Origin of the sequence: Marinobacter sp. VGCF2001, assembly GCF_049943275.1 — a bacterium.
GTDB lineage: Bacteria > Pseudomonadota > Gammaproteobacteria > Pseudomonadales > Oleiphilaceae > Marinobacter.
Genome location: NZ_JBNFVX010000012.1, coordinates 24,911 through 39,306, shown reverse-complemented (window position 1 = coordinate 39,306; position 14,396 = coordinate 24,911). Strand labels below are relative to the sequence as shown.

Genomic DNA, 14,396 nt, shown 5'->3' with positions numbered 1-14,396 from the left:
GTTTACTCAGGTTCCGGGCACGGGACTTTGAGCTCGCAGCATCCGCAATGCCTCTTCCCGGTTTTCAGCCTTGTCGCCGGTGTTGACCCTGAGAGCCCGCTCGCGTTCAAGAACCGAGCGCTCGAAGGTCTCCTGCAATTCAGTGAGTGAGACCGCCCGAATTGCCTCGGCGAGCGCCTCGCGACTGTCAAAGGCCGTATTTTCCCGATCAATTTCCCGCCAGTAGCGGCTGGAAACGTCGTTCAGTTTTCGATCGCGTTCCAGCAACCCGCTGATCACGGCCTGTTTTTCCCGGTTGAGTCGGTCCTCGTCCATTTCCGACAGTTGAGTCGAGAACGCTTTACTGAAATCCCGAATGGCTGAGTCGATGCTTGCGGCATCGGCTGACGGGGATTGCACGACCAGCCCCAGCGCCGGCGTTTCCAGGATTTCAAACGCGGTGGCGTAGACGATGTAGCCCAGCTGGCGCGTGGTGCGGATCTCCTCGTAGAACGGACTGCTGAGAATCTGGGCCAACAGCCGGTATCGCGCCCGCTCCGCATAAGACCGGTTATCGCCCTGCAGATACAGCGTATAGCCGGTGTCCGGGTGATCAACGTTCAGGCCCACATCTGTTTGGCCTGTGGGAACGCGGCGCATACGGGCACGTTCCACACGGGTGCGATCGCGGCCGCTCAGTGCCAGTGCCTGCACTTGTTTTGCGATGTTCAGCGCGCTGGCTGGCGTCAGGTTACCGTGAGCCAGCATGACAGGGTCGGTCTTGTTCAGGAAATTGCCGGCGAACCGTTTCAGTTCCTCCAGTGTGACGTCCCGGGCGGCCGCCAGACGGTCTGAAACCGGGAATGTACCTTCCAGCAAGGCGATTTGTACGAATTCCGACGTTTGTTGAACCGGGCGTTCCCTTGCCTTGTTTTCAAGGCCATCTATCAGATTCTGGCGGGCGATATCAAATCGCTGTCTGGTAATAGCCGGATTAACGAACTCTCCCAGAATCCGGTTGGCTAGCTTATGCAGCTTGTCGTTGTAGCCGCTGACACGCAGGGTAACCCCGCGAAGATGCGGATACACACGGTAATCCAGCCCCGCCAGCCGGGCAGAGTAAGCCCAGGCGTTGAGATTGGTGTTGATTGCGTCTACCAGCAGTTTCGTGAGCACCGTGTTGCGGGCAGAACTCCTTGCTGCCGGCGTTCTCAGGCTTACGTACAGATTGGCTTTGGGCGTTTCAAAGCGGGTGTCGCGGGCATACCAGATATCAAGGCCGTCGAGTTCGGCGATTGTCTCCGGGTGAGCCATGTCGGTACCGGCAACCAGTTCCAGGTTCTCCGGAATGAACGGGTTGGGTGCCGGCAGCGCCAGTTTGCCGGCCAGTGCGGATGCTTCCCGGTTGCCTGACAAGGTTTCGCGAACCCACGGTGTCTGGTACCACTGGGTACGCTGCGGACTGTCGGCGTCCAGGTCCGGGGCGGCGAGCCAGATCATCACGTTATCGGGCGTCAGCCGATCAAGAATAGCCTGGTAGCGTTCGGGGGCGTAGCGCTCCATAAGCCAGGGTGCGGTCAGCACATCTTCGGGTGGATATTCCTTCAGTAGTCTGGACAGCCGCATGGCCTCGCTCTGAGGCTCGCCGCGCTCCCGGAAGCGAAAGTCGATCATGGCCAGCTGGCGCATTTCGTTGAAATAGCGCTGGCTGATGCCATTCTGGCGAATACGGCCGATGTAGTCGAAGGTCAGGTTTGTGATGTCGTCCTGGCGTTCCAACCCCTGCCGCGTCAGCGACATACTGATATCCAGGGTGGCGTGCTCTCCGGTATCCATGCCGGACCCGGCTGACAGGCTCTCTACCAGGCCGGCTTGTTTGAGTACGTCGAACAGACTACCGGGCCCTTCATGCCCGAGCAGATTGGCCACGTAAGCCGTTGGCTTGCTTTTGTAGTACTGCCGCTGTGAGGGAATGGGAAACGACAGGGTCATTCGGCGCTGGTCTTTCAGTGTTTCTGCGGTGACCTTTGCCGGCAGGCTCGCGGTGTCGTACAGCGGGTGAGGATAAACCACGGCCTTCAGGTTGCGGTTGGCGATGGCACCAAAGCGTTCTCTGACCATGGTTTCCAGGTGGTCCAGCGGTTGGGGCCCGTAGACCGCCAGGGTCATAATGTTGGCGGAATAGTTGTTCTCCCAGAACCGGATTAAATCCGGCCGGAGCGGGTTTGTTTCGGTGTTTTCCAGGGTCTCGAGGTTGCCTACGGCGAACTGGCTGAAGGCGTGCGCCGGATTGCCGGCGGCTTTGCGCACGGACAGTAGTCTCCGGCCATCATCCTTCAGCTTGGAGCTGTACTCCGAGTGCACGGCGTTGCGTTCGCGGTCGACCAGGGCCGGCGTAAACAGCGGGTGCGAAAACTGCTGGGCAAAGCGGTCCAGGGCGGGCTCAAGAAACTGCGCCTCAATGTCGAAAAAATAGTTGGTGTCTTCGAACGCCGTGAAGGCGTTGTGACTGCCGCCATGGCTGCGGATGAATTGCTGGTATTCCCCCGCCTCGGGGTATTTCTCTGTGCCCAGGAACAGCATATGTTCCAGAAAGTGGGCCAGGCCTTCCCGGTCTTCCGGGTCGTTGCCGCTGCCCACGGCCACATTCATTGAGGCGGCCGCTTTGTCTGTTTCCGGGTCCGAGGCGAGTAGAACACGCAGGCCATTGTCCAGTTTCAGAAACCGGTACTGGTTTGGGTCGTTCGGGCTTTGATCGGGCGACACGCTTGCCAGCGCCAACGGCGCCAGAAGCAGGGTGACAACGAGCAACAGGATCTGTAACGGGGCGTTGCCAGAGAATACAGGTAACTGAGATTTCGCGGTCATAGGGCCTCGGAAGTCCGGTGTCACGTTCAGGTGTAATAAGGATCAGTGCATCAGGTTGTTTTTGCTGCCTTCCGGCTGCTTCTCGATGGTTTTACGCGCCAGCGCGGCAGCCTGATCAGCATCGAGTTCGCCGGATGCGATCCGTTCGAGTACGGTCGCCATGATCGCAACGGACTGACGATAGTCTGCAAATTCAGACTGGAACGCCTTGTCGATAGCCTGGTATACGGCCTGAATCTTTTCTTCGCGGGAACCGCTGTCAGCCGAAGTATCGTTGATGGCTTTCAGGCAGGCGCGGGCAATGGCGATGTAACGTTCGGTATTCGGGTTATCTTTTGGCATGGTATGGGCTGAACCTTGGTGTCTTGCTCTAATAATGACGGCGACAGGCGCCGGAAGTTCCTGATTATGTCATTGGCGGGAGTCTGTTGCATTGCGGTGCGGTAATTAACCGGTGGAATGCCTTGGCGGGGATTTCTTGTGCTAATCTCAGGTTCATTGTGTCGACTATCCGTACAGAGAAGCCGCACGGGTGGTTAATTTAGAGTATTGGCTCTAATAAAAACAACGGCTTACAGAGTAAAAGCTCTAAAATAGTCCGATACATGATGATTACAATTAAGTAGAATTGCCGGCCGATGGAATCAGCTAAGACTTTGGTCGAAGCTGTGTCGGTAAAAGACAAAAACACAAAAGGCAGAATGGAGTACCTATGAACTATTTCCTGACGGGTGGCACCGGTTTTATTGGCCGCTTTCTGGTTGAAAAGCTGTTAGCGCGAGGCGGTACGGTTCACGTGCTGGTGCGGGAGCAATCCCAGGACAAGCTGGCTCAGCTGAGGGAGCGCTGGGGCGTTGATGATACCCGGGTGAAGGCTGTTATCGGGGACCTCACCAGCGAGAATCTCGGCCTGGATGCCAAGACGCTGAAGTCTCTGAACGGAAATATTGACCACGTATTCCATCTGGCGGCGGTCTACGACATGGGGGCGGACGAAGACTCCCAGGCTGCTACCAATATCGAGGGCACGCGAGCGGCGGTTCAGGCAGCCGAAGCCATGGGCGCCAAACACTTTCACCACGTTTCTTCCATTGCGGCGGCCGGGCTCTACAAGGGGATGTTCCGCGAGGATATGTTTGAAGAAGCGGAAAAACTCGATCATCCATACCTGCGCACCAAACATGAGTCTGAAAAGGTGGTACGCGAGGAATGCAAGGTGCCGTTCCGGATATACCGCCCGGGTATGGTCATTGGCCATTCCGAAACGGGTGAAATGGATAAGGTGGACGGCCCTTATTACTTCTTCAAGATGATTCAGAAAATCCGGCACGCCTTGCCACAATGGGTACCCACCATTGGTATTGAGGGCGGAAGGCTGAACATTGTACCGGTCGATTTCGTGGTCAACGCCCTGGACCATATCGCGCACCTTGAGGGTGAGGACGGCAATTGTTTCCATCTGGTGGATTCCGATCCTTACAAGGTGGGTGAGATTCTCAATATCTTCTGTGAGGCCGGTCACGCGCCCCGGATGGGCATGCGTATCGATTCCCGGATGTTCGGTTTTATTCCGCCGTTCATTCGCCAGAGCATCAAGAACTTGCCCCCGGTCAAGCGCCTCACCAGCGCCGTGCTTGACGATATGGGGATTCCGCCTTCAGTGATGTCGTTCATCAATTACCCGACCCGCTTTGATACCCGGGAACTGGAGCGGGTGCTCAAGGGCACAGATATTGAAGTGCCGCGCCTGCCTTCCTACGCGCCGGTTATCTGGGATTACTGGGAGCGTAACCTTGACCCCGATCTGTTCAAGGATCGCACGCTCAGAGGTACGGTTGAGGGCAAGGTGTGTGTTGTGACCGGGGCCACCTCGGGTATTGGCCTGGCAACGGCCGAAAAACTGGCTGAGGCCGGTGCCATCCTGGTGATTGGTGCCCGAACCCGGGAAACCCTGGACGAAGTGGCGGCCAGTCTGGAAGCCAGGGGTGGAAACGTGCACGCCTATCAGTGTGACTTTTCCGATATGGAAGACTGTGATCGTTTTGTGAAGACCGTGCTGGATAATCATGGCCATGTGGATGTGCTGATCAATAACGCAGGGCGCTCTATCCGCAGGTCGCTTTCGCTGTCGTTTGATCGCTTCCACGATTTTGAGCGCACCATGCAGCTGAACTATTTCGGCTCGGTTCGCCTGATCATGGGGTTTGCACCGGCCATGCTCGAGCGGCGCCGTGGTCACGTGGTAAACATCTCGTCGATTGGTGTACTCACCAACGCGCCGCGTTTCTCGGCCTACGTGGCGTCCAAGTCGGCACTGGATGCGTTCAGCCGCTGTGCCGCTGCCGAGTGGTCTGACCGTAACCTTACCTTTACCACCATCAATATGCCGTTGGTGGCCACGCCGATGATTGCGCCCACCAAAATCTACGATTCGGTACCCACCCTGACGCCGGATGAAGCGGCACAGATGGTGGCAGACGCCATCGTGTACCGGCCCAAGCGCATCGCAACCCGGCTGGGCATTTTCGCCCAGGTGCTCCATGCACTGGCGCCGAAGATGGGTGAAATCGTGATGAATACCGGTTACCGAATGTTCCCGGATTCGCCGGCGGCGGCTGGAAGTAAGTCTGGTGAAAAGCCGAAGGTGTCCAGTGAGCAGGTCGCGTTCGCAGCGATTATGCGGGGAATCTACTGGTAAGCATCAGGAAGGACGAAAAAAACCCGCTTCGGCGGGTTTTTTGTTCCGGTTTGTCAGCCTTGTGGCTCTTCGGCAATCTCGACCGGCGGGGGCGGAAAGCCGCCCAGATCCTGCCAGCGGTTGACGATTCCGCAGAACAGGTCTGCGGTTTTTTCCGCATCGTAAGCCGCAGAGTGGGCTTCCTTGTTGCTGAAGGGAATGCCCGCCAGTTTGCACGCTTGCGCCAGAACGGTGTGGCCATAGGCCAGGCCGGCCAGGGTAGCGGTGTCGAAGGTCGAGAACGGGTGGAACGGATTGCGTTTGATATCCGCCCGTAACGCCGCAGCGAAGACAAAGTTGTGATCAAACGTAGCATTGTGCCCCACCAGTACCGCACGTTTGCAGTCGTGTTCTTTAACGGCCTTGCGGATGGGAGAGAAAATTTCGCTGAGGCCTTCCCGCTCGGGCACCGCTTCACGCTCCGGATTCCAGGGATCAATGCCGGTAAAATCGAGAGCGGATTGCTCGAGGTTGGCCCCCTCGAAGGGATCAATCTGCTGCACGTGGGTTTCGCCTCGATGGAGCCGGCCATTGTCATCCATGGTCAGCAACACGGCGGCGATTTCCAGCAGTGCATCCCGTTCCGGATTGAAGCCTGCGGTTTCCACGTCAACCACCACTGGCAGGAAGCCACGGAAGCGCTGGGATAAAGGGTGGGGCTGTTTGTTTTCTTCTGACACTCGAACTCCGATGTTCGCGGTGGTGAATGAATAGGGTTTACGCCAGACGCCAGTTAACGGTTTCGCCGGCCTTTAACGGCACAATGCTGCCACTGGCCAGAGGCAACTGCTCGGGCATGGTCCAGGGCTCCCGCACGAGAGTAATGGTATCGGTATTGCGCGGCAGACCGTAAAAATCGGCCCCGTTCAGGCTGGCGAAAGCTTCCAGCTTGTCCAGAATGCCCAGGTCTTCAAAGATGTCTGCGTACAGCCCGATGGCACCGAAGGCCGAGTAGCAGCCGGCGCAGCCGCAGGCCGCCTCTTTCTTGTCTCTGGCGTGCGGGGCCGAATCGGTGCCGAGGAAAAAGCGCGGGTCGCCGCTGGCGACGGCCTCACGCAGTGCCTCCTGATGCTTGTTGCGCTTGAGAATGGGCAGGCAATACAGGTGGGGTCGGATGCCGCCTACGAGCATATGGTTACGGTTGTACATCAGGTGCTGGGGGGTCAGTGTGGCGCCGAGATTACCGCCCTGGTGCTGGCGGACGAATTGCGCAGAGTCGGCAGTGGTGATGTGTTCCAGAACCACTTTGAGCGCCGGAAAAGCTTCCAGTGTCGGAGCGAGCACCCGTTCCAGAAAAACCTTTTCCCGGTCGAAGATATCGATGTCTGCGTCTGTGACTTCGCCGTGCACCAGCAGCAACATTCCGCATTCGGCCATGGCCTCGAGCACCGGGTAGATGTTGCGGATGTCGGTAACGCCGGAAGCGGAGTTGGTGGTCGCACCGGCGGGGTAGAGCTTGGCGGCCACGACACCTGCGGTCCTGGCTTCTCGAATCGTCTCCGGTGTGGTGCTTTCGGTCAGATACAGGGTCATCAAAGGCTGGAAAGCCGATTCGCCGGCAGCCGCCAGAATCCGGTCGCGATAGGCCAGTGCGGCGTTGGCATCGCTCACCGGTGGCACCAGGTTGGGCATGATGATTGCCCGCCCGAACGAGGCCGCTGTCGCGGGCACTACGTCGTTGAGAATATCGCCGTCCCGCACGTGCAGGTGCCAATCGTCGGGGCGTGTCATCGTTATCTGTCGTGTCATGAGAAGCAATCCGCAAGCCAGCACAAAATTTTGCGGATTATATCAGAAGCGAAAAGCAGATGTTTTTAACCTTGCGGAAACGAATGCCGCTCAAGTTCCCGGAGCGATGGCCGTTAACTGAAGAGTTCACTGGTTCAAGGCTCCACAGGGCAGGCCTATGGTTTCACCTTTTTGGTTCTTCAGACAGCGCAGGTTGCTGAAAATACTGGCGACAGCAGGGTTGGTGTCATTACCCTCGGCGCCGGTGTTGTCATCCAGTTACGGGGCGGGGATTGAGAACAGCCAGTGGTATCTGTCCGAGTCGGTCTTTGAATGCTCCCTGGTGCATGACATTCCGGGCTATGGCCGGGCAGTACTCCGGCATCGGGCCGGCGAAGACCTGCGCTTCTATCTGGAATCGGAGCTTCGTTTGATGAGCCCGGGGCCGGGTCGTCTGGTGGTGGAAGCGCCGCCCTGGCGCCCGGGTGTGGCGCCCAATCCGATTGGAACCGTGCAGGTTACCGATAATGACCGGGGGGTTCGCTTGGGTAATCGCGAAGCGGTGTTGATTGCCCGGGGTCTGTCCAGCGGTATGCAGCCGACCCTCACCCGTGCTGCACAGTACAGTGGCGAGCCGGTTCGCGTACAATTATCGAACGTGAATTTTACGGGGCCCTACGCGGGTTATCGCGGATGTGTCGCCAGCCTGTTGCCCGTTAATTTCGACCAGATCCGCCGTAGCCGTATTCCTTTTGCCAGCGGCAGCACCCGGCTATCGGCTGCAGATATGGCTTTGCTCGATAACATTCTTGCCTATGTCATGGCAGACAGTACGGTCGAGCGTATCTTTGTCGACGGCCACTCAGACAGCATTGGCAGCCGGATTGATAATCGGGCACTGTCCGAAGACCGGGCCAATGTGGTGGCCGAGTATCTGCGGTCGCAGGGTATTGATGAGAATATGCTGACGGTGCGGGCCCATGGTGATCAGTATCCGGTGTCCCGCAGACCTGCGGACAATCGCCGAACCACCATTCGCCTGCAGCGCCAGGGCGAGCGGCCGGAATTGTTGCAGGCCAATGGTCGGGGCGGGGAGTTTTCCGGCTAGCCGCAAGGCTCCCGCTCACCGGTTTTCAGTAAACCGAATTCAGAACGTCCAGATGCGCTGTTACGCCCTCGGCCAGAGCTTTCAGGTGATAGCCCCCCTCCAGCGTAGAAATGATGCGATCGTTTGCATGGTCGTGCGCCACACTAACCAGCATCTCTGTTAACCAGCGATAGTCTTCGGTCGCAAGATTCAGCTCGCCCATCGGGTCCAGGCGGTGGGCATCAAAGCCGGCCGAGATAAGCACCAGTTGTGGCCGGAAATCCTGCAATTTCTTCAGCCAGGCCGCTTCAACGGTCTTGCGGTACTCTTCGGGTGAACAGTCGGCCGCAATCGGCGCGTTGACAATATTATCGGCCTGCCGGTGAACGTGCGAGTGCGGATAGAACGGGTGCTGGAAACTGGAGCACATCAGTATCCGTTCGTCGCCGCTGACAATGTCCACGGTGCCATTCCCCTGATGGACATCGAAATCAATAATCGCAACCCGTTCCAGGTGATGGAAGGTGAGTGCCCGCATCGCCGCCAGTGCGATGTTGTTGTAGAAGCAGAAGCCCATGGATTTGGCGCGTTCGGCATGGTGCCCGGGCGGACGTGCGCAGACAAAGGCGTTGGTCACCTGGCTGCTCATCACCATATCCACGGCCTGAACGTTGCCGCCGGCCGCCAGTCTCGCCGCGCGGAGTGTGTCTGGCATCATCGCGGTGTCCGGGTCGGTGAACACGCGGCCGCGAGTGGGCTGCATCAGGTCCAGCTGGTGCAGATAGGTTTCCGGATGCACCGTCAACAACTGATCCCGGGTAATTTCCTCGGGCCGGACCCAGTCCAGTTCCTGTTGCAGATTGGTGTCGGCGAGGTAGGCGAGAATGCTTAAAAGACGTTCGGGGCTCTCCGGATGCTCCGGGCCCATGTTGTGTTTCATGCAGTCATCGTGAGAAAAAAAGGCCGTGGTCATGGGTAATGTCTGAACCTGAATATGCTTATTATCCAATCCATGTTATCAGGGATAACCGAAGACTGTCGTATTTCTTTGGTCTAATAACGTCTTAGTCGATTTACATCATGAAATCGCTACCTAAGATAAGGTATACACTGATAAGAAAGTCGTCATATTGACGTCCGTATGTTTTTGTCGCGCACAACACTGGGAGAGTCGCGTTGAGCACCCGCTATCTGGAAAGCCTGTTCAATCCTGAATCCATTGCCGTTATCGGTGCATCGGAGCGTGCCGATAACCTGGGGGGGATGGTGTTAAGGAACCTGCTGGGGGGCGGTTACCCTGGCCGGCTTGTGGTGGTCAACCAGAGTGATTACGAGAACGTGCACGGGGTGCCCTGTGTGCGCAAGGTCTCGAAACTGGATTTCAGTCCGGACCTTGCGATTATCTGTACTCCACCGGATACCGTTCCGAAAATGATCCGCAAGTTGGGTGAGTGTGGGGTGCGGACGGCGATCGTCATGACCGGTGGTATGTCCCGTACCCACAGTAAAACCGGCCAGCCTCTGATGTACTCCGTGCGGGATGCGGCCAGGGAAACCGGTATCCGGGTGCTCGGGCCCAACACCATCGGCCTGATGGTGCCGGCCAGGCACCTGAACGCCACCTACGCGCACATGGGGGCGATTCCCGGCCGGGTGGCGTTTGTCGGGCAGTCCGGCACCATTGCCAGCTCGGTGCTGGACTGGGCCTTTGCCAGAGGCGTGGGTTTCTCTTATTTCCTGACCCTGGGCGATGGCATGGACATTGATCATGATGACCTGATCGATTACCTCGCCCAGGATACCCAGACCCGTGCCATTCTGCTGCATATCGAGAACATACCCAATCCGCGCCGGTTCATGTCGGCTGTGCGTGTGGCGTCCCGCACCAAGCCGGTGATTGCGGTCAAGTCCGGCCGGGTGCCGGAATCCGAGTGGTTTCAGCATCAGTTGCCGGCAGGCATCAAGCGGAGTGATCCGATATACGATGCCATGCTTCAGCGCGCCGGTGTGTTGCGCGTGGATGGTCTCGGGCAGATGTTTGATGCCCTGGAAACCCTGACCCGAATGCGCCCGCTGCGGCGTGAGTCTCTGGCGATCATGGCGAACGGGGTTGGCCCCGGCGTACTTGCGGTAGACCGTCTGGCGGATCTGGGCGGTGAGCTGGCGGAGCTTTCTGATACGACGGTCAAGAACCTGGGCGAGTTGTTACCACCCTACTGGACCCGGAAGAACCCGATTGACCTGAACTACGATGCCACGCCGGAATTGTACGGCAAAGCCATCAAGATTCTGGCGAAAGACCCGAATGTGGCAAACGTCCTGGTGATGTATGCACCCACGCTGATCGAAGACAGCCTGCAGATTGCCGATGCCGTGGTTCAGGCATCAAAAGGCACGCGGCTCAATATTTTCACCTGCTGGCTGGGGCAGAGCACGGTGATGGATTCCCGGGAAGAATTCTACCGGGCGGGTTTGCCGTCGTTCTTTAACCCGGAGAAAGCGGTGATGGCGTTTATGCAGCACGTGCGGCATCAGCGTATCCAGCGCCTGCTGACTGAAACCCCGGAATCGTTTACCGATCACTTTTCCGATCGCGCCAACACCCGCAAACTGGTGGCCAGAGCCCTCAGGGATGGTCGCCGGCATTTGTCGAATCGCGAAGCGCGGCAGGTCATCGGCGACTACGGCATCAACACCATTGAAACCGGTTACTGCGATGATGTGGAAGAGGTGCTGGAGGTCTTTGCGGTGGAGCGCCGGCCCATTGATGTGACCGTCATCCATGAGGACGTTTGCCACCCGTTTCTCGATCTGAGCCCGACACAACGCCGCTATAAGGGCACCGTCAAGAAGCTCAACAGTGAGCAGGTAATCATCGACAGTTGCCGGTTTCTGATGGAGGAATACCGTGAGCACTTCCCGGAAAGTGGTTTTCTGGGGTTTGCGGTGCAGCGCTCGTACCAGCATGTCGGGGGCATTGAATTCAGTGTGGGCATTACCCGGGATGAGGTATTCGGGCCACTCGTGGTGTGCGGTGCCGCCGGTGCCCAGATCAACATCATGACCGATCGCCAGATTGCCCTGCCGCCCCTGAACATGGTGCTGGCCCGGGAGCTGTTACGGCGAACGTATATGTACAAACTGCTCAAGGAGCATAGCCTGAAGCCTGAAGAAGACATCCGGGCGGTCTCGGAGACTCTGGTCACGCTCTCCCAGATCGTGATCGATATTCCGGAAATCAAGGGCCTGGAAATCTCTCCTTTATTGTTCAACGAGCAGGGCGCGGTGGCCGTGAACATCTCCATCGACCTGGAAGGCCAGCCCGTCAAGCCGATTATCCAGCCCTATCCGCGGGAGCTTGAAGAATGGCTGGTGCTGCCAAAATCCGGCCGGCGCGTAATTATCCGGCCGGTTCTGGCCCAGGACGAACCGGCTCACCGGCTGTTCCACGAGCATCAATCACCGGAGTCTATCCGCTATCGTTTCTTCCAGTACCGGAAGCATTTTTCCCGTGAAGACGTGGCGCAGATGGTGCAGATCGATTACGACCGGGAGATGGTCTTCATCGCGAACGCGCCCCGGGAAGACGGCGAAGGTGAGGAAACTCTGGGGACGGTGCGTACCTGGACAGACGCAGACAACCTGCGCTGTGAATTTGCGGTCATGGTGGATGACCGTATGAAAGGCGAGGGTCTGGGTGTGGCCCTGATGCAGAAGATGATCGATTACTGCCGGGCTGGCGGCACCATGGAAATGATTGGCAATGTGCTGCCGGATAACCGGCCCATGCTGCAGCTGGCCGAGCATCTTGGTTTTGAGATCAAATACAATCCCGAGGAAGAAGTAATGGATCTTCGGCTCGTGCTGAACGAGCCGAAGAAAGACTGGCAGAAGGAGCGGCTGGGCAAAGGTGGGCACCTGTAGGCCCACACGCTGATTATTCTTCGACGATGGCGGAGCGGTCCTCTCCGCCCAGGGCTTCCAATAGCCCGGGGATCAGGCGGGAGAGCTCGAGGGTCATGATGGAGAACGCGGCATCGAACTTGGCCAGCGCGTCGTCGGCATCGACGTCGTCCAGCTGTTCCTGCAGGGTTTCCCCGAACTTCAGCCGGCGAATGCCCAGTTCTTCATCCAGAACGAACGAGACATTGTCGTCCCAGGTCAGAGCCAGTTTGGTGACCTGCATACCAGCGTCGAGGTGGTTACGAATTTCGTCAGCCTTGAGGTCCAGGCCTTTACAGCGCACTACACCACCATCTTCGGATGGGTCTTTCAGTTCGCATTCGCTGCCCAGCGTGATCCTGGCCGGATGCTCAATGCTTTCGTTAAGCCAGCCGGTGAAGGTAAAGGCCGGAGACTGTTCAACCGCCGGTGGTCGCACGGGCAGTGAGCCGAGGCTTTTGCGCAGCGTGGAGGCAAGATCTTCGGCCTGTTTGGCTGAGCCGGCATCAACCACAAGTACACCATCCTGCGGTGCCAGGTAGGCGAAGCAACGGCGATTGCGGGAGAAGGCCTGGGGCAACATCTCCAGCATCACCTGCTCCTTGAGTTCATCTTTCTCTTTCCGGCGAACTTTCCGGCCCTGCTCCAGCTCGATGGCTTCCGCGCGCTCCTCAACCATCTCTTTGACCACCGGGCCCGGCAGGATTTTCTCTTCTTTGCGCAGGGCAATCAGAAAATAGCCATTGGCGCTGTGCACCAACTGTTCGCCGTGTTTGCCCAACGGCGGAACCCATCCCTGGCGGTTGGTTTCCTGGGGGCCGCAGGGCTTGAAAGCATCCGCCTGAAGGTTTTCTTCCAGTGTTTCTGCAGAGATGTCGAAGGGTTTGGTAAAACGGAAAACTCGGGCATTACGAAACCACATTAGGCTTAATCCTTGCGTCAGGTCGGAGCTTGCTGAATCGAAAAAAGGGAAGGAATGATACGGCCACCGGGCGGCAGCCGTAAAGAGGCCATGGTCAGGTCATATCTGCATGACCTCGACCAGCACGGTTTTGACGATGAAGCCGACAACGCCGGCGCCGAGCACGGTAAACAGGGCAATGGTGCCAAATTTGCCGGCTTGTGACTTTTTGGCCAGGTCCCAGACGATGAAACCCATCCAGGCAATAAGCCCCGTCAGAAGCACCAGCATGGCGATCTGGGAAAAGACTGCTTCGTTCATTGTTACTCCGATATCAACCGATGTCTGAAAATGTTAAGCACAGCCCATTAATTGGCCGGACTATGGCTCATCCCGCAGGAAAACCCAGTTGTTGTTATCGGATTGGTCTTCGCTGAAATAATAGCCATCCAAATCGAAACCTTTGAGCTCCTCGGCATCAGAGATTTGATTCTGGATGGCGTAACGGCACATCAAACCCCGGGCTTTCTTGGCGTAGAAGCTGATCATCTTGTACTGGCCGTTTTTCCAGTCCTTGAATTGTGGCGTGATCAAGCGTGCGTCCAGTTGTTTTTTCTGTACGCTCTTGAAGTACTCATTGGAGGCCAGGTTTACCAGCACTTTATCGTCGCTGGCCAGAAGTTCGTTCAGGGCATTGGTGATCTTGCTGCCCCAGAAGGCGTACAGGTCCTTGCCCCGGTTATTTTCGAACCTGGTTCCCATTTCCAGCCGATAGGGCTGCATCAGGTCCAGCGGCTTGAGCAGGCCGTAGAGGCCGGAAAGGATCCGCAGATGTTTCTGGGCGAAACTGAAATCGCCTTCACTGAAGCTTTTGGCATCCAGGCCGGTATACACATCTCCCTTGAACGCCAATACAGCCTGGCGCGCATTCCGGGGCGTGAACGGCGTGTGCCAGCTCTGGAACCGCTCGGCGTTCAGCTGGCCGAGTTTGTCGCTGATGCTCATAAGGTTGCTGACCTGGTGGGGTTCCAGATCCTTGAGCTGATCAATCAGTTCGCAGGCATCGTCCAGAAAGTCCGGCTGGCTGTGTGTTTCCGTCGCCAGAGGGCTCTCGTAATCCAGGGTCTTGGCAGGGGAGATGATCATCAGCATAT

The 14,396-nt window shown here is 57.6% G+C and carries 11 protein-coding genes; 3 read left to right on the top strand and 8 right to left on the bottom strand.

Annotated elements, in window-relative coordinates; translation table 11 throughout:
* Positions 1–6: 6 nt before the first annotated feature.
* Positions 7–2,847 carry an insulinase family protein gene (locus ACP2AU_RS12105; RefSeq protein ID WP_426376459.1) on the bottom strand — a complete coding sequence of 947 codons (2,841 nt, stop codon included), beginning with the start codon at positions 2,845–2,847 and terminating at the stop codon, positions 7–9.
* Between the two features lie 42 nt (positions 2,848–2,889).
* A complete protein-coding gene (locus tag ACP2AU_RS12100) occupies positions 2,890–3,189 on the bottom strand; it encodes a hypothetical protein (RefSeq protein WP_426376458.1) in 300 nt (99 codons plus the stop codon).
* A gap of 370 nt (positions 3,190–3,559) precedes the next feature.
* Here ACP2AU_RS12100 and ACP2AU_RS12095 point away from each other — a divergent pair, with 370 nt between their 5' ends.
* A complete protein-coding gene (locus tag ACP2AU_RS12095) occupies positions 3,560–5,545 on the top strand; it encodes an SDR family oxidoreductase (protein WP_426376457.1) in 1,986 nt (661 codons plus the stop codon).
* A 53-nt stretch (positions 5,546–5,598) separates the two neighbouring features.
* On the opposite strand, the gene rnt is transcribed toward ACP2AU_RS12095, so the two are convergent.
* Together rnt and pyrC are read right to left on the bottom strand one after the other, a co-directional pair.
* A complete protein-coding gene (rnt, locus tag ACP2AU_RS12090) occupies positions 5,599–6,264 on the bottom strand; it encodes a ribonuclease T (protein ID WP_426376456.1) in 666 nt (221 codons plus the stop codon).
* Between the two features lie 37 nt (positions 6,265–6,301).
* The gene (gene pyrC, locus ACP2AU_RS12085) at positions 6,302–7,333 is read right to left on the bottom strand and encodes a dihydroorotase (RefSeq protein ID WP_426376455.1); all 1,032 of its coding nucleotides are present in this window, start codon (positions 7,331–7,333) and stop codon (positions 6,302–6,304) included.
* A 157-nt stretch (positions 7,334–7,490) separates the two neighbouring features.
* On the opposite strand from pyrC, the gene ACP2AU_RS12080 reads away from it, so the two are divergent.
* Positions 7,491–8,420 carry a flagellar protein MotY gene (locus ACP2AU_RS12080; RefSeq protein ID WP_426376454.1) on the top strand — a complete coding sequence of 310 codons (930 nt, stop codon included), beginning with the start codon at positions 7,491–7,493 and terminating at the stop codon, positions 8,418–8,420.
* A 25-nt stretch (positions 8,421–8,445) separates the two neighbouring features.
* Here the strand turns inward: ACP2AU_RS12080 and ACP2AU_RS12075 are convergent, their stop codons facing one another.
* Positions 8,446–9,372, bottom strand: a complete 927-nt coding sequence (locus ACP2AU_RS12075) for a histone deacetylase family protein (RefSeq protein ID WP_426376453.1) — start codon at positions 9,370–9,372, stop codon at positions 8,446–8,448.
* Between the two features lie 203 nt (positions 9,373–9,575).
* On the opposite strand from ACP2AU_RS12075, the gene ACP2AU_RS12070 reads away from it, so the two are divergent.
* Positions 9,576–12,323, top strand: a complete 2,748-nt coding sequence (locus tag ACP2AU_RS12070; protein WP_426376452.1) for a GNAT family N-acetyltransferase — start codon at positions 9,576–9,578, stop codon at positions 12,321–12,323.
* A gap of 13 nt (positions 12,324–12,336) precedes the next feature.
* Here the strand turns inward: ACP2AU_RS12070 and rdgC are convergent, their stop codons facing one another.
* From rdgC to yaaA, 3 genes are all read right to left on the bottom strand, one after another.
* Positions 12,337–13,263: a recombination-associated protein RdgC gene (rdgC, locus tag ACP2AU_RS12065; protein WP_426376451.1), complete on the bottom strand. Its 927-nt coding sequence runs from the start codon at positions 13,261–13,263 to the stop codon at positions 12,337–12,339.
* Positions 13,264–13,362: 99 nt separating this feature from the next.
* Positions 13,363–13,563 (bottom strand): DUF2788 domain-containing protein, encoded by a 201-nt coding sequence (locus tag ACP2AU_RS12060; RefSeq protein ID WP_426376450.1) that lies wholly within the window; start codon positions 13,561–13,563, stop codon positions 13,363–13,365.
* Positions 13,564–13,623: 60 nt separating this feature from the next.
* Positions 13,624–14,394, bottom strand: a complete 771-nt coding sequence (gene yaaA / locus ACP2AU_RS12055) for a peroxide stress protein YaaA (protein ID WP_426376449.1) — start codon at positions 14,392–14,394, stop codon at positions 13,624–13,626.
* Positions 14,395–14,396: the final 2 nt, after the last annotated feature.